Here is a 15,128-nt window from a genome sequence, read left to right as displayed (position 1 = left end):
GCGCCAGCGAATCCCAGGGGAGTGCTGTGCAGCTGACCTTTGACAACGACGTCGAGGAGTTCCGTGCGGAATTCGCGGCTTTCCTCGACGCGAATCCTCTCGATGCGGCGGTGACGGGCGAGCGGCCGCAGTCGAGTTCGGACATCCCGGAGTGGGCCCGCCGCTGGCAACGGCTGTTGTTCGACAGCGGATGGCTGCTGCCCGGGAATCCTCCGGAGTTCGGCGGCCGCAACGCCACGCTGCTGCAGCAATACGTGTACCTCGAGGAGTTGTCGCGGCGGCGGATCTACCAAAGTTTCAATCCCCAGGGCGTGGGGATCATCGCGGCGTCGTTGCTCTCGTTTGGCACGCCGGAGCAGAAACAGCGCTGGGCGGTGCCAATTCTGCGCGCGGAGATGACTGCGTCGCTGGGGATGAGCGAGCCCGGCGCGGGTTCCGATCTCGCGTCGCTGAAGACGCGCGCGGTGCTCTCGTCCGATTCAGCAGGCGACCACTTCGTCGTCAACGGGCAGAAGGTGTGGACGTCGGGTGCCCATCACGCCGATGTTCTGTTGACGTTCGTGTGTACCGATCCGGACGCGCCGAAACACAAGGGCATCAGCGCTTTACTGATCCCGACCGACACCCCCGGGGTGGTCCGCCGTCCGTTCGCCTCGGTGATCGACATCGAAGACGTCGATTTCAACGAGGTCTTTTTCACCGACGCCCGGGTACCGGTCGAGAACTTAGTGGGGGAGCTGAACGCGGGTTGGCGAGTCGCGACCGGATCGCTCGGCCACGAACGCGCAATGCTGTGGCTGGACTACGCCGACATGCTGCACGCGCTGACCGTCGAGTCCAACCCGTCGGGAGCCGTGCAAAAGGATCGTTACGCGACGCTGGTGATGGATTACCACGCGATGCGACTGCTGGGGTCGGCGACGTTGGCCAAAGCCGCGCGCGGTGAAGAAGACATACCCGCCCAGTCCGTGCTCAAGCTGCTCGGTTCGGAGGCGATGCAACGTGCCTGCGAGGAAGCGCTCAACGCCAAGGCGGGCGAGGGACTGGTGCTGCGCGGCGTCACTGCGCCATTCGCTCCCCTCAACCTGGACAGCCACTATGGCAGCTGGTTCGACCGGTACACGCGCACCTTCGCCGCGACCATCGCCGGCGGCACTTCCGAAGTGCAGCGCAACATCGTCGCCGAGCGAGTCCTAGGGCTGCCCCGCGGTTAGCAGTTGTTGGTGGCGGGATTGTCCAAGCACCGCTGCAAACGCCCCGGGTCCTGGGAGTCCACCCAGGAGTAGTAGCCGATGGCGACGAGCCCGGCCACAATCGCAACCGCCCCTAACACCATGCCGGCTGTCGCGGCCCGGGGATTGGTCGCTTCGCCGCGACTGGCGCGGCGCCGGGCGATATCACCCGTCAGCAGCGCCGCGATGCCCAACGGCACCCCGATCAACAGCCAGCAGGTGGCGAGTGCCAACCCGCCCAGGACCACCGAGGCGGTGCCGGCCTGATTTCGAGGTTCCACGGGGTAGCGCATGTGCGCCCATTGTAGGCAGTACGCCTCCGCGCGCGACCCGCAGCTGCTAGAGCTGTACCAGCCGTGGTGCAGATCCGTTGGCCCGCAACGCCGCTCCCGCTTGGCCGGTCAATTCGCGGGTGCTGCCGAGCAGGCTGTCCAGGATCAGTGACCGTTTGATGTGGCAGTGCAGCTGGTGTTCGGCGGTGAAACCGATACCACCGAGGACCTGCTGGCAGTGGCGTGCCGTGGTCAGCGCGGCCTCGCCGGCCGCTGCTTTGGCCAGCAAGCTGGCCAGGTCGTCCGGATCGTCGGATGCGGTGGCGGCGGCGTGCAGGGTTGCCTCGGCCCCCTCGATCGCGACGAGCGTCTCGGCCAGTCGGTGCCGGATCGCCTGAAACGAGCTGATGTGGCGGCCGAACTGGACACGATCCAGAGCATGCTGGCGCGCCAGGGCAAGCATCGCGCGGCTGGCGCCGACCAGCCACCAGCCCAATGCCTGTCGCCCCGCGGCGAGCCCCGCTTGCGCAGCTGAATCACCTTCTGCGACAGGATGTATTGGTAACTCGTCGTCGATCGCCGAACCCGGAATGTCGTCGCGTCTCCAAACCACCCAGGAGCCTCCCGCGAACGGAAGCGGGGTGACTCCGCCCGGTGTTCTTCCGGCCGCGTGCAGCACCACGTCGTTCAGCACGGGCGCATGCGCACCGGTCTCGCCGAGAATTCGGAACACCAAAGGGATTGCAAAATACGGTATTTCGTCCAGCATGTCGTGCCAGCCGAGGTTGGTCAATGCGGCATCGAGCTTGGCGCCGGATGCCAGGGAAGGATCAGTCATCGCGGTGCGTACCGACTGGGCGAGCAGTTGCAGTTCCTCGGTGTCTGCTGCGTCTTTCGAAAGGTCCACGGCTCTACTCCTTGCCGAGGTCGAGCAGCCGGCGAGCGATGATGTTGCGCTGAATCTCGGCGGTGCCGCCGTAGATGGTCGATGCGCGCGAGTACAGGTACTCCGACCGCCACGGTGTGTCGTCGAGTTCGACGACGCCGGGCAGCAGGTCGCGGACCGTGTCGTAGAGGCGTTGCTCGGCGCCGGCCAGCAGCACCTTGTCGATGGAGGTGTCTGGGCCGAGGCGTGCTCCGTCGCGCAGCCGGTACTGGGTGGCGCGGGACCGGCAGCGCAGCGTGTGCAGCGCGAGATAGGCTGCGCCAAGCTCGAATTCGTCGTGGCCGTCCTGCTGACCGGCACCGGATACCTTCGCGATCAGCTCATCGAATCGGGAGTAGAGGTAGGCGATCCGCTGCCAGAAGCAGGTAGATCGTTCGTAGGGGAGCAGGTCCATCGCGAGCCGCCAGCCGTCGCCCGGTTGGCCAAGCATCCGGCTCGTCGGGATCACCACGTCGTCGTAGTACACCTCGCAGAACTCGTCGACGCCGTGCATCGTGCGCAACGGTCGGATCGTGATGCCGGGGGTGTCGAGGTCGACGAAGAACGCGGTGATGCCGTCATGACCGGGCGCGGTGCGGGTGAGCAGGACGCATCGGGTGGAGAATTGCGCGAAGCTCGTCCACACCTTCTGCCCGTTGACAATCCAGTTGTCGCCATCCTGCACCGCGCGGGTGGTCAGCGACGCCAGGTCGCTGCCGGATCCCGGCTCGGAAAAGCCTTGGCACCATTGCTCTTCGCCGCTCAGCAGCAGCGGTACCATTTCCGCGGCGAGTTCAGCGGGGGCGTAATCGATCATCGTGGGCGCGAGCACCTCGAGCATCGAATACGGTCCGGGCTCGGCGAGCCGGCGACCGACGACCTCTTCGCCGACGATTGCACGCAGCACCGCGGGCCCACCCAAGCCACCGACTTCGACCGGCCAGCCGTAACGCATCCACTCGGCGTCATAGAGGGCCCGGCTGACCCGCGCGAATTGCTGCATATGGCCCTGCAGCGAGTGGTCGGATCCGGGTGTTAAGTCGTTCTCGCCGAGCCACTTACGCAGGCCGGTGCGGAACTCCTCGACATTCACGGCGTGGGGCGGCCGATGGCGTGCGGGCGCCCGGAGTCGTGCACGCCGCTGCGGCGGATGAACGTCATGGCGCGCGTCTTGAGCCGCCATCCGTCGGCGGTCCGGTAGTAGGTGTCGCGGTAGTAGCCGATCCGCATGTCATGCGTGGAACCGTCGATGAAGCACAACGGCTGGGTGCCGCTCGCTGAATCGCCGTCGATATTCTCGACCAGGGCAGTTCCGGTGAGGAACAAGCCCTTCGGCGCGGCGGCCACCAATTCCGGGAACCGGTCCAACTTGTACGTGGCGCCGAACGCGCTATAGGTCCCGTCGGGGGTGAACACGCCGACGAGGCCGTCGATGTCTTCCTGAGTGATGGTGACCGCGTAGCGGGCGAGCAGCTGCTGAATCTCGACGAGATCGTCTGTTCTGGTTGGGCCGCTTTCAGATCGATCGGGTGTCGACATAGACCTTGCCGCCTTTCATGACAAAGCTGACGTTACGGGTAACGGTGATGTCTTCCAATGGGTTTCCCGGTACCGCGATGATATCGGCCAGTTGGCCAGGCGCGAGCCGACCCCTGTCGCTTGAGTTGATCAGCTCGGCCGCGGTCGTCGTGGCCGCCCGCAACACCGCCAACGGCGGCAGACCCCATTCCACCAGCGTGACAAGCTCATCGGCGTTGCGCCCGTGCGGAATTGCCGGGGCGTCGGTGCCGACCGCGATCTTCACACCCGCCTTGTAAGCGGCCAATATCGAGGTCCGGGACTTCGGGAACATCTCGGCCGCCTTGGCCCGAAGTTCGGGCGGAGCGTGCGAGACATCCATCCCCTCCGCTAGACGCCGAGTGCTCACCAGGAACGTGCCGTGCTCGACCATGGAGGCAATCGCCTCGTCATCGATCAGGAAGCCGTGCTCGATGCAATCGATGCCGGCGTCGACCGCGTGCCTTACCGCCTCGGCGCCGTGGGTGTGCGCGGCGACGCGCAGCCCGCGCCGGTGTGCCTCGTCGACGATCGCGCGCAATTCTTCATCCGAATAGTGCTGCGCGCCAGGCGGACCGGTCAGTGACATCACTCCGCCCGAGCAGCAGACCTTGATCAGCTCGGCGCCGTGTTTGATCTGGTAACGCACCGCCTTGCGGATCTCGTCGATCCCGTTTGCGATGCCTTCCTCGACCGTCAGCTCCAGCGTGTGCGGCGCGAACGCGGCGAACATTGTCGGATCCAGGTGCCCGCCGGTGGGCGTGATGGCGTGGCCGGCCGGCACTACCCGCGGTCCGTCGATCCAGCCGGCATCAATCGCCTTGCCCAGCGCGACATCCAGTAGGTAACCGCCGGTCTTGACGAATAGGCCGAGATTGCGCACGGTGGTGAACCCGGCGCGCAGGGTACGGCGGGCATTGCCGACCGCGCGCAGCACCCGCGTCGGCGGGTCATCCTGCACCTGGGACAGGCCGGGCGTTTCGCCGCGCCCGCCCATCAGGAGGTTGACCTCCATGTCCATCAGCCCGGGCAGCAGGATCGCCTCGCCGAGATCGATGACGGTGTCGTCTGGGCCCGTCGGGCCCGAGCCCCCGACGGCGACGATCCTGTCGTCCTCGATCTTGAGAATGCCCGGCCGAACGATCTCTCCGGCGTCGACGTCGAGCAGTCCGGCGGCCTTGAGCGTCAGCACCGGTTAAATCACCGGCTCCCGAAGGACTTCAACCCACGCCGCGCCGCTGTCGGGAACGCGCGGTTGTTTCCACGCCTCGACGGGGAAGGAGACCATGACCAGCGACTGCATGATGTGCATCAAGATCTTCGCGTCCTCGGGCAAGTCGTCCAGCGGGTACTTGTCGCAGTATGCGATGACATCGTTCAGCAACGGGAATGCGACGTCGTAGAACGCCTGCATCTCGGCCATCGTCGAGCCCAGCCGTTTGGCGTAGCGTTCGGGCTCGGTGGCCAGATCCCAATCCAAATAGGGCTCCAGGGCCGCGAACTCAGACGGTAGCGACATTGCGCTGGTACTCCTTCACGTAGTCAGCGGTTGTCTTGTGCAGGTGACGGATCAAGACCTCCTGGTCGCACAGCAGGAATTCCTTGACGGCGCGCGTGCCGATCATCGTCTGGGTCGCTTCGAGGGTGTTGGCGTCCTGCAGTGCGTACTCCTTGAACGTCACGGCAGCCAGTTCCTGGGCCAGGCGTTCCCGTGCGTTGCGAGGCGGGACGAAATACAGAGACGACTCGAAGATGTGTTTGTCGACCGCGGTCGGCCAGTAGTGGTAGGTCAGGTACCAGCCCGGCTCCCAGATCAGCAGCATGAAGTTCGGGTAAAAGAGCCACGAGTCGATGCCCCACTGCGGCACCCTCTTCACGTTGACACCCGGCGGCAGCTCGAGTTTCTCGATGATCTCCGGCTTGTCCCACGGACCGAACAGCCCGCTGCGCAGCACCTGGTCCATGGGCTTGACCATGGACATGTCCGGGGGCGGTGCCTGACCACCCCAGGTCGACTGCAGGTTGTGCGGGCCGGCCACCTCGTAGTGCAGCGCCTCGTAGCCGAACTTTTGGATTTTGGCGGCTTCTTCCTTGGTGTACTGCCCCTGGTGCAGGATCGGCGCGTGGTAGAACTCGACGAACGCGTCGATGAACAGCTTCCAGTTGCTGCCGACCTCGGCCCGGTAGGAGTAGGTCTCGGTCATCTCGCCGAAGGGGTAGCCCTCGATGCTCTTGGCCAGCGGCCCGAGGTAATCGGTCAGCGGCGCCGCGTTGTCGTCGAAGTTGATGAAAATGAAGCCTTCCCACACCTCGCAACGGACGGCCGCCAGGCCGTAGTTGCCCTTGTCGAGGTTGAAGAACTCTTCTTCCTGTTGAACGAAGGTCAGGTCGCCGTCGAGGTTGTAGCGCCAGGCGTGGTACTTGCAGGTGAACTGCCGGCAGGTGCCGGAAGTCTCCTCGTTGGGAAAGTCGTTCCACACCAACTTGTTTCCGCGGTGGCGGCAGACGTTGTGGTAGGCCTTGACGGTCCCGTCCTTGGTCTTGACGATGATCACCGATGTGCCCTTGCCGGCCGACGGTAGTTCTCTGGTGAAGTAGCTGCCGGTGCGGGGGAGGCGGTTGACGCGGCCGACATTGAGCCAGGTGCGCCGGAAGATCGCGTCGCGCTCGGCCTCGAAGAATGCCGGATCGATCGAGTCGGTGTAATCAACCGGCGCGGTTCCCAGTTCGGGATAATTTTCTGTCCAGCTGCCGGCGGCTGGCTTGGGGAAGTGAGCCACGGTTCTACCTCTCTGATCCGTCTAGTCGTGCTCGAGCTGTATGCCGAAAGTGTTGAAAGCCATGGCCAGCAAGGCGTAACAGCCGACCGTGAAAACGAAATCCATGCGCTGCTGGTCGTTGAGAGTTTCGCCGAGTGCTGCCCACGTTTCGTCGGACAGTTGCGATTTCTCGTCCAGCTCGTCGACCGCCGTAAGCACCACGCGGTCGAACGCGTCGGATGCCTCGCCTCGTTTGACCCCGTCGATCTGCTCGTCGGTGATCCCCGCGTCCTTGGCCATGCTGACGTGGTGAGACCACTCGTAGGCGCATTCGCGGCGATGCGCGATCCGCAGGATGGCGAGTTCGCGGATGCGGGTCGGCAGCGTGGATGACATCAACAGGTGGACGTTGAACCGGAGAAACGCTTTAGCCAGTGCCGGGTGGTGAGCGAAGGTGCTGAGCGCATTGTTGGTGTCCGCGCCGCGCATTGCCGAGAGTGCCTGGTGGGCAGCCTCGTCCCACTGATCCGCGGGCAGCGGCGCCAAGCGCATTGTGAGGGTCCTCTCGGTCAAAGAGAATCATATTCTCATTTCTAACCAACAGACTTGCATGATTCGCTCGGCGGGTCAATGCCAGCGGGTAATGATCCGCGGCGCACTGATCGGGGTGCCGTTCCGCGCCGGATTGTCGAATGTCGGCGCGCTCCTCATTCAGCCGCAGGTAACAAATTTTTGGTTTGGTCTTTGGTCGAGAGCCCGGGGCTGGCATTTCTGTGATCGCGTAGCCGCACGTGAGAGGGCCCTCCACACCGAGACGGGGTATACCGGAACGGTGTCCGCATCTGTCCGGCCAGCCCGGTGAATGTTGATTCTCACATGGCGAGAAGCTAGTTTTCAGAGGTAGCGGGGCGAGTCGACAGCCAACGTCCTGGAAGCCGATCGAGAGGGAAGCTCATGAACAAAGAAGACATGATGCTGATCAGTGTCGACGACCACACTGTCGAGCCGCCCGACATGTTCAAGAACAACCTGCCGAAGAAATACCAGGACGACGCGCCTCGACTGGTGCACAACGATGACGGCTCGGACATGTGGAAGTTCCGCGACACCGTCATCCCGAACGTGGCGTTGAACGCGGTCGCCGGCCGGCCCAAGGAGGAGTACGGAATCGAGCCGACGGGGCTCGACGAGATCCGGCCGGGTTGCTACAACGTCGACGAACGCGTCAAGGACATGAATGCCGGCGGGATACTCGCCTCGATCTGCTTCCCGTCGTTCCCGGGCTTTGCGGGGCGGCTGTTTGCCACCGACGACCATGACTTCTCGGTCGCGCTCGTGCAGGCCTATAACGACTGGCACATCGACGAATGGTGCGGCGCTTACCCGGCGCGGTTCATCCCGATGGCGATCCCGGTGATCTGGGATGCCGAGGCGTGCGCCGCGGAGGTGCGCCGGGTCTCCAAGAAGGGCGTGCACGCGCTGACCTTCACCGAGAACCCGGCCGCGATGGGCTACCCCAGTTTCCACGACGCGTACTGGAACCCGCTGTGGAAAGCCTTGTGCGACACCGACACCGTGATGAACGTGCACATCGGGTCCTCGGGCCGGCTAGCCATCACCGCTCCCGACGCCCCGATGGACGTGATGATCACACTGCAGCCGATGAACATCGTGCAGGCGGCCGCGGACCTGTTGTGGTCGCGCCCGATCAAGGAGTATCCGGATCTGAAGGTCGCGCTGTCGGAGGGCGGAACCGGCTGGATCCCCTACTTCCTGGAGCGGGCCGACCGTACCTACGAGATGCACTCGACCTGGACCCACCAGGACTTCAAGGGGAAGCTGCCCAGCGAGGTGTTCCGGGAACACTTCCTGACCTGCTTCATCAGCGACAAGGTCGGCGTGGCGTTGCGCAACATGATCGGCATCGACAACATCTGTTGGGAAGCCGACTACCCGCACAGCGATTCGATGTGGCCGGGCGCGCCCGAAGAACTCTGGGACGTCTTGAGCCTGAACAGCGTTCCGGACGACGAGATCAACAAGATGACCTACGAGAACGCGATGCGGTGGTACTCGTTCGACCCGTTCACCCACATCCCCCGGGAGCAGGCGACGGTCGGCGCCTTGCGAAAGGCCGCCGAGGGCCACGACGTGTCGATCCAGGCGCTCAGCCACCACAAGGACACTCGCTCGGGTTCGTCGTTCGCGGACTTTGCGGCCAGTGCGAAAGAGCTCACCGGCAACAAGGACTGAACCGCCACCGGACGAGTTCGCCCGCCGGTGCATGAACTGACCCGAAGGAGATCCAGCAGTGCCCGGCGGTGGAATGAATTTCGAGCTGACCGATGACCAGGAGCTGATCCGCAAATCGGTCGCCGAGCTGGCGCGCAAGTTCGACGACCAGTATTGGATGGAAAAAGACCAGGCGCACCAATTCCCGACCGAGTTTTACCAGGCGATCGCCGACGGCGGCTGGCTGGGCATGACGATCCCGACCGAGTACGGCGGCCATGGCCTCGGAATCACCGAAGCGACAATATTGCTCGAGGAGGTCGCCAAGTCCGGCGGCGCGATGAACGCGGCCAGCGCGATCCACTTGTCGATCTTCGGGATGCAACCGGTCGTGGTGCACGGCTCCGACGAGCTCAAGGCCCGGACCCTGCCCCCCGTCGCGACCGGAGAGGTGCACGTCTGCTTCGGGGTCACCGAACCCGGTGCCGGACTTGACACTTCGCGTATCACCACGTTCGCCAAGCGCGACGGAGATAAGTACGTCGTCAATGGTCGCAAGGTATGGATATCCAAAGCGATGGAGTCGGACAAGATCTTGCTGCTCACCCGCACCAAGAGCTACGACGAGGTGGCCAAGAAGACCGACGGGATGACGCTATTTTTGACCGACCTCGATCGCGCCCGCGTCGACATCCGTCCGATCCGCAAGATGGGCCGCAACGCCGTCAGCTCCAACGAGTTGTTCATCGACAATCTCGAAATCCCGGTTGAAGACCGAATTGGGGAGGAGGGCAAGGGATTTCAGTACATCCTCGACGGTCTGAATCCCGAACGGATGCTGATCGCGGCCGAGGCGCTCGGTATCGGCCGGGTGGCGCTCGAAAAAGCGGTCAAGTACGGCAATGAACGGGTGGTCTTCGGGCGGCCCATCGGCATGAACCAGGGCCTGCAGTTCCCGCTGGCCGACTCGCTGGCACGCCTGGACGCCGCGGAGCTGATGTTGCGCAAGGCCACCTGGCTGTACGACAACGGCAAACCCTGTGGCCGCGAAGCGAATACCGCCAAGTATCTCTGTGCCGATGCGGGCTTTACCGCCGCGGACCGGGCGCTGCAAACCCACGGCGGCATGGGATACGCCGAGGAGTACCACATCACGCGCTACTTCCGTGAAGCCCGGCTGATGAAGATCGCGCCGGTTAGCCAGGAGATGATCCTGAATTTCCTGGGAACCAACGTCCTGAAACTGCCTAGGAGCTATTGACGTCCACCGAAGAACCCGTGCTGCTATCCGAAGACGGCGATGGGGTGCGCACGCTGACCCTCAACCGCCCGCGCCGCAAAAACGCCATCAGCCCCGAGTTGTGGATTGCGTTGCGCGACGCGCTGCACGCCGCCGGCCGTGACCGCGGCGTGCGTGCGCTGGTGATCACCGGTGCCGGCGGGGCTTTTTGCTCCGGCGCCGACATCGGGATTCCGGACGACATTCATCCGAAATACAAGCTGCAGCGGCTGACCGACGTGGCACTGGCGTTGCACGAGCTTTCGGTACCGACGGTGGCCAAAGTGACGGGTGTCGCGGTCGGCGCCGGATGGAACCTGGCGCTGGGTTGCGATCTGGTGGTCGCGACGCCGGAATCGACGTTCTCCCAGATCTTTTCCAAGCGCGGTCTGTCGATCGACCTCGGCGGCTCCTGGCTGTTGCCGAAACTCGTTGGACTGCAACAGGCTAAGCGACTGGCTCTGCTGGCGGAGAGTATCGACGCCGCGGAGGCGTTTGCGCTGAACCTGGTCACCTGGGTGGTGTCCGCCGCGGAGATCGACGCCTTCGTCAACGACCTGGCACACCGGCTGGCGTCGGGTCCGCCGATCGCCCTGGCTCAAACCAAGGCACTGCTGAACGAGGGCGCCGACCGCACCCTGCGCGACGCGCTGGCCAACGAGGCGCGAGCGCAGATCGGTAACTTCGCGACCGCGGATGCGGCCGCCGCCTATGCCGCCTTCAGCGAGCGACGGGAACCGACGTTTACTGGTCGGTGGGCGTTATCGAAATCTGAGCAGGAATCGGAGTAGAGACATGCGGGAGACAGTCCGGGAGACAGTCATTGTCGAGGCGGTGCGCACGCCGGTCGGAAAACGCAACGGCGGGCTGTCGGGCATGCACGCCGCGGATCTGTCCGCAATCGTCCTCAACGAACTGCTGGACCGCGCCGGAGTGGCGCCGGACATCGTCGACGACGTGATCTGGGGATGCGTGTCCCAGGTCGGCGACCAGTCCAGCAACATCGGACGGTATGCGGTGTTGGCTGCCGGCTGGCCGGAGAGCATCCCCGGGACCACCGTCAACCGGGCCTGCGGGTCCAGCCAGCAGGCCCTCGACTTCGCGGTCCAGGCGGTGATGTCGGGTCAGCAAGACGTCGTCGTGGCCGGCGGCGTCGAGGTCATGAGCCGGGTTCCGCTGGGTTCCGCCAGAGCCAGCGGCATGCCCTACGGACCGAAAGTCCTGGCTCGCTACGACGACTTTTCCTTCAACCAGGGTCTGTCGGCGGAGATGATCGCCACGAAGTGGGGATTGTCCCGCACCCAGCTCGACGAATTCTCCGTCCAATCCCACGAACGGGCCGCTGCGGCCCAGGACAGCGGCGCGTTCACCAATCAGATGATTGCGGTCATCACCGACGACGAAACCATCGTCACCGCCGACGAGGGTGTGCGGCGGGGGAGCACGGTGGAGAAGTTGGGCGCACTCACGCCCGCCTTCGCCGAAGACGGCGTCATCCACGCGGGCAATTCCTCGCAGATCTCCGACGGTGCGGCCGCGCTGCTGGTGACGACTTCGGAACTGGCGGTCGAGCTGGGGCTGACCCCGATCGTGCGGTACCGCGCGGGAGCCGTTACCGGGGCGGATCCCGTGCTGATGCTCACCGGCCCCATTCCGGCCACCGAGAAGGTGCTGAACAAGGCCGGCGTCTCGCTGCCAGAAGTGGGCGCGTTCGAGGTGAACGAGGCCTTTGCACCCGTCCCGTTGGCGTGGATTGCCGAGACCGGCGCCGACCCGGCTCGGGTCAATCCACTCGGCGGCGCCATCGCGCTGGGACACCCGCTGGGCGCGTCCGGGGCGGTGCTGATGACGCGGTTGGTGCACCATATGCGCGATAACGGCATTCGCTACGGGCTGCAGACCATGTGCGAAGGCGGCGGCACGGCCAACGCCACCCTGCTCGAGTTGGTCGCGTAACGGCGACCGAAGAACTCGGTAAGAGTCCGCCTGAGACCCTTGTCACATGCCGCAAACCTACCTACTGTGTGTTCACTAGGTTGGTTTCAGCCTGCAATCGGTCAAAGGAGCCCGGGTGCCCGACGCACGCCGTTACGACACGCTTCTCGCCAAAGGCGAGGACCGCAAGCAGCGGATCCTCACGGTCGCGCAGCGTCTTTTCACGCGCAACGGCTGGCGTAACACCACCTTGGCCCAGATCGCCGGCGAGGCCGGAGTCACCCCCGCGGGCCTGCTACATCACTTCTCATCCAAGGAACAGCTGCTGCACGCCGTCTTGGATGCGCGCGATCTGGATGACGATTCCCACGCCGACCGAGCCGGCGACCTGATGGCCCAGATCTCTGCGGTCGCCGATCGATTCCACCGGGCGCCCGAATTGCTCGGCACCTTCACGGTGCTGCTCGTCGAGAACATCCTCCCCGATGCGCCGCTGCACGACCGGATGCTGGCGCGACACCGCGAAGCGCTCGACATCGTCGCCGACCTCATCCGAAGAGGACAAGCCGATGGCCGATATCGCGCAGATCTAGACCCCACCATCAAGGCAGTGGAAATACTCGCCTTCGTCCACGGAATGGAAACCACATGGTTGCTCGATCCTTCGATACCGCTGACCGAGGTGTTCAAGCAGTACGCCGAGACGCTGGCACGGGACTTCGCGCCCTCAAGCAAGCCACCGAACACGACATGAGGTACCGGCTCGACGTCGTCGCCTCCAGCGTGGTCGACGTGGTGCGCTTCGCCGGCGGTTGGCTGTTCGATCGGTCGATGGCCGGATGGGACGTCACCGTACTTCTCACCGACCTGGCCGACCACCCCGACGTGCGCCCCCTGCAGATCCTCGGGGCCCGGACGCTGGACCTCGAGTGCGCGCTGGCGTCAGTCGACGATCGGCCCCGTCCGCAGGCCCTGGCAGCCGCGGCGGATCTGGTCGGTTGCGATTCGCGGGTGCGCCAAGGCGTCTTGCAGGCCCTCGATCACGGCGTCACCGAGGTCACGCTGTGGGGGGAAACCTGGCCCGCCGAACTCGATGGCAGCGTCGGTCTGGTGCAACACCGGCTCAGCATGGCCGCGCAGATGTTCAAGGGCAAGGCGCTGGCCGCCGCGGCGATGCCGGTGAGCGCCATCGATCACACCGAAAGGTTCCGCTGCGGGCTGTTGGCCTGCCCGTCGGTGGCTGCCGACCTGGTCCCGGCCGGCTAGCTCCGCACCGCCGGCGGGCCCGAATTCCGGGCTCTTTCGCCCGGGTCGCCGATCAGTTTCGTACCCGCTCAAAGGGCGCCCCGTCGTTGACGGCGATCACACCGTGTGGAAATCTAATACTCTTCTCTGAGAGGCTCATTCTCACTGCTGAGATTCGAACGGAGCAAGATGGCGAACGACTTCTCCAAGCTGGACTTCTTCCGTGGCACGGAGCTGATCGCTGACCCGTACCCCTACTACGAGTCGCTGCGGCAGCGGTGCCCCGTCGCCGAAGAAGAGCACCACGGCGTCACCATGGTGACGGGTTGGGAAGAAGCCTGCGCGGTGCTGAACGACGCCGAGACGTGGTCCTCCTGTACCTCGGTGACCGGTCCGTTTCCCGGCTTTCCGGTGCCGCTGGAAGGTGACGACATCACCGAGCTGATCGAGCAACACCGCGACGAACTGCCGTTCAGCGACCAGTTGCCCACGCTCGATCCGCCGACCCATACCAATCACCGCTCCCTGCTGATGCGGCTGATCACCCCGAAGCGCCTCAAAGAGAACGAGGACGCCATGTGGGCGCTCGCCGACCAGGCGCTCGACAAGTTCCTCGCACCGGGCAAGGGCGACTGGATCAAGGAATTTTCGGGTCCCTTCACGCTGCTGGTCATCGCCGACCTGCTCGGCGTGCCGATGGAAGATCGTGACAAGTTCGTCAAGGGCATCGCCGAGCACGCGGGCGGCGGCATCGGCGGCACCGGCAAGGAATCGCTGTCGCACAGTCCGCTGGAATTCCTCTACGGGCTTTTCTCCGACTACGTCCGGGATCGGCGCGCTGCGCCGCGCGACGACGTGCTGACCGGGCTGGCGACCGCCACCTTCCCCGACGGCACGATTCCCCCGGTCGAAGACGTGGCGCGGGTCGCGGCCAACGTCTTCTCCGCCGGACAGGAAACCACCGTGCGGCTGCTCGGCGCGTCGCTGCAGATAATCGGGGAGCGCCCCGACATCCAGGCGCAGTTGCGCAGGGACCGCAGCCTGATCCCCAACTTCATCGAAGAGTCGCTTCGCCACGAAAGTCCGGTCAAGGGGGACTTTCGCCTAAATCGCGTGCCCGTCAACGTCGGCGGGGTCGACCTGCCCGCGGGCACCACCGTGATGATTGTGCAAGCGGCGGCCAATCGGGACCCGCGCCGATTCGAGGATCCGGCCACCTTCGATCCGGCCCGCAAGAATGCCCGACAACACATCTCGTTCGGCCGCGGCATCCACAGCTGCCCGGGCGCGCCGCTGGCGCGGGCTGAAACCCGGGTGGCGATCGAGCGGCTGCTGGATCGCACGACCGACATCAGGATCAACGAGGACGTGCACGGGCCGGCGAATGACCGCCGCTACCAATATGTTCCGACATATATCCTGCGGGGCCTGACCGAATTGCATTTGGAGTTCACACTGGCATGAAGGTCTGGGTAGACGACCAACGCTGTCGCGGTCACGGGATGTGCCTTACGCTCTGCCCGGATGTGTTCAGCCTCACCGACGACGGCTACGCGGAGTCGATAAGCTCCGATGTCCCAACGGAATTGGAGGCGGCCACGCAGGAGGCCATCGAGTGCTGTCCGGAGCAGGCCATCAGCGAGGCCAAAGACGAGAACTGACTAGGTTCGCGGCGACGTAAGGAGATTCGGA

The 15,128-nt window shown here is 64.7% G+C and carries 17 protein-coding genes and 1 pseudogene; 10 read left to right on the top strand and 8 right to left on the bottom strand.

What is annotated here, in order from left to right; genetic code table 11:
• Positions 1-26: 26 nt before the first annotated feature.
• Positions 27-644: pseudogene (locus OK015_RS29365) on the top strand (acyl-CoA dehydrogenase family protein); the annotation flags it as partial.
• 144 nt (positions 645-788) lie between these two features.
• Positions 789-1,214, top strand: a complete 426-nt coding sequence (locus tag OK015_RS29360) for an acyl-CoA dehydrogenase family protein (RefSeq protein WP_442791330.1) — start codon at positions 789-791, stop codon at positions 1,212-1,214.
• Here the strand turns inward: OK015_RS29360 and OK015_RS26110 are convergent.
• The 8 genes from OK015_RS26110 to OK015_RS26075 all read right to left on the bottom strand — a co-directional run bounded on the left by OK015_RS26110 (position 1,211) and on the right by OK015_RS26075 (position 7,297).
• Entirely contained in the window at positions 1,211-1,525 is a 315-nt protein-coding gene (locus OK015_RS26110) for a DUF4190 domain-containing protein (RefSeq protein WP_268127508.1), read from the bottom strand. The genes OK015_RS29360 and OK015_RS26110 overlap by 4 nt on opposite strands.
• Before the next feature lie 46 nt (positions 1,526-1,571).
• Positions 1,572-2,342: an acyl-CoA dehydrogenase family protein gene (locus OK015_RS26105; protein ID WP_268133122.1), complete on the bottom strand. Its 771-nt coding sequence runs from the start codon at positions 2,340-2,342 to the stop codon at positions 1,572-1,574.
• Positions 2,343-2,415: 73 nt separating this feature from the next.
• Positions 2,416-3,522 carry an acyl-CoA dehydrogenase family protein gene (locus OK015_RS26100; RefSeq protein ID WP_268127506.1) on the bottom strand — a complete coding sequence of 369 codons (1,107 nt, stop codon included), beginning with the start codon at positions 3,520-3,522 and terminating at the stop codon, positions 2,416-2,418.
• Positions 3,519-3,968, bottom strand: a complete 450-nt coding sequence (locus OK015_RS26095; RefSeq protein ID WP_268127505.1) for a nuclear transport factor 2 family protein — start codon at positions 3,966-3,968, stop codon at positions 3,519-3,521. The genes OK015_RS26100 and OK015_RS26095 overlap by 4 nt, the downstream gene beginning before the upstream one ends.
• Positions 3,946-5,178, bottom strand: coding sequence for a metal-dependent hydrolase family protein (locus OK015_RS26090; RefSeq protein WP_268127502.1), 1,233 nt, complete (start codon positions 5,176-5,178; stop codon positions 3,946-3,948). Before OK015_RS26090 ends, OK015_RS26095 begins: the two co-directional genes overlap by 23 nt.
• A gap of 3 nt (positions 5,179-5,181) precedes the next feature.
• The gene (locus OK015_RS26085) at positions 5,182-5,505 is read right to left on the bottom strand and encodes a hypothetical protein (RefSeq protein WP_268127499.1); all 324 of its coding nucleotides are present in this window, start codon (positions 5,503-5,505) and stop codon (positions 5,182-5,184) included.
• Positions 5,489-6,766, bottom strand: a complete 1,278-nt coding sequence (locus OK015_RS26080) for an aromatic ring-hydroxylating oxygenase subunit alpha (protein ID WP_268127497.1) — start codon at positions 6,764-6,766, stop codon at positions 5,489-5,491. The genes OK015_RS26085 and OK015_RS26080 overlap by 17 nt, the downstream gene beginning before the upstream one ends.
• Positions 6,767-6,787: 21 nt before the next feature.
• The gene (locus OK015_RS26075) at positions 6,788-7,297 is read right to left on the bottom strand and encodes a carboxymuconolactone decarboxylase family protein (protein WP_268127495.1); all 510 of its coding nucleotides are present in this window, start codon (positions 7,295-7,297) and stop codon (positions 6,788-6,790) included.
• Between the two features lie 402 nt (positions 7,298-7,699).
• Here OK015_RS26075 and OK015_RS26070 point away from each other — a divergent pair, with 402 nt between their 5' ends.
• The 8 genes from OK015_RS26070 (at position 7,700) to OK015_RS26035 (ending at position 15,097) form a co-directional block, all read left to right on the top strand.
• Positions 7,700-8,998, top strand: coding sequence for an amidohydrolase family protein (locus tag OK015_RS26070; protein ID WP_268127492.1), 1,299 nt, complete (start codon positions 7,700-7,702; stop codon positions 8,996-8,998).
• A gap of 73 nt (positions 8,999-9,071) precedes the next feature.
• Positions 9,072-10,238 carry an acyl-CoA dehydrogenase family protein gene (locus OK015_RS26065; RefSeq protein WP_268133099.1) on the top strand — a complete coding sequence of 389 codons (1,167 nt, stop codon included), beginning with the start codon at positions 9,072-9,074 and terminating at the stop codon, positions 10,236-10,238.
• Positions 10,235-11,047 carry an enoyl-CoA hydratase/isomerase family protein gene (locus OK015_RS26060; RefSeq protein ID WP_268127490.1) on the top strand — a complete coding sequence of 271 codons (813 nt, stop codon included), beginning with the start codon at positions 10,235-10,237 and terminating at the stop codon, positions 11,045-11,047. Before OK015_RS26065 ends, OK015_RS26060 begins: the two co-directional genes overlap by 4 nt.
• 4 nt (positions 11,048-11,051) lie before the next feature.
• Positions 11,052-12,212 (top strand): thiolase family protein, encoded by a 1,161-nt coding sequence (locus OK015_RS26055; protein ID WP_268127488.1) that lies wholly within the window; start codon positions 11,052-11,054, stop codon positions 12,210-12,212.
• Positions 12,213-12,327: 115 nt separating this feature from the next.
• A complete protein-coding gene (locus OK015_RS26050; RefSeq protein WP_268127486.1) occupies positions 12,328-12,945 on the top strand; it encodes a TetR/AcrR family transcriptional regulator in 618 nt (205 codons plus the stop codon).
• The gene (locus OK015_RS26045) at positions 12,942-13,457 is read left to right on the top strand and encodes a hypothetical protein (RefSeq protein ID WP_268127484.1); all 516 of its coding nucleotides are present in this window, start codon (positions 12,942-12,944) and stop codon (positions 13,455-13,457) included. Before OK015_RS26050 ends, OK015_RS26045 begins: the two co-directional genes overlap by 4 nt.
• Positions 13,458-13,625: 168 nt before the next feature.
• Positions 13,626-14,900 (top strand): cytochrome P450, encoded by a 1,275-nt coding sequence (locus OK015_RS26040; RefSeq protein WP_268127481.1) that lies wholly within the window; start codon positions 13,626-13,628, stop codon positions 14,898-14,900.
• Entirely contained in the window at positions 14,897-15,097 is a 201-nt protein-coding gene (locus OK015_RS26035) for a ferredoxin (protein ID WP_268127478.1), read from the top strand. The genes OK015_RS26040 and OK015_RS26035 overlap by 4 nt, the downstream gene beginning before the upstream one ends.
• Positions 15,098-15,128: the final 31 nt, after the last annotated feature.

The sequence above is a fragment of the Mycobacterium sp. Aquia_216 genome, from assembly GCF_026723865.1.
In the GTDB taxonomy this organism is placed as follows: Bacteria; Actinomycetota; Actinomycetes; order Mycobacteriales; family Mycobacteriaceae; genus Mycobacterium.
This window is presented reverse-complemented; position numbering and strand designations above follow the sequence as displayed.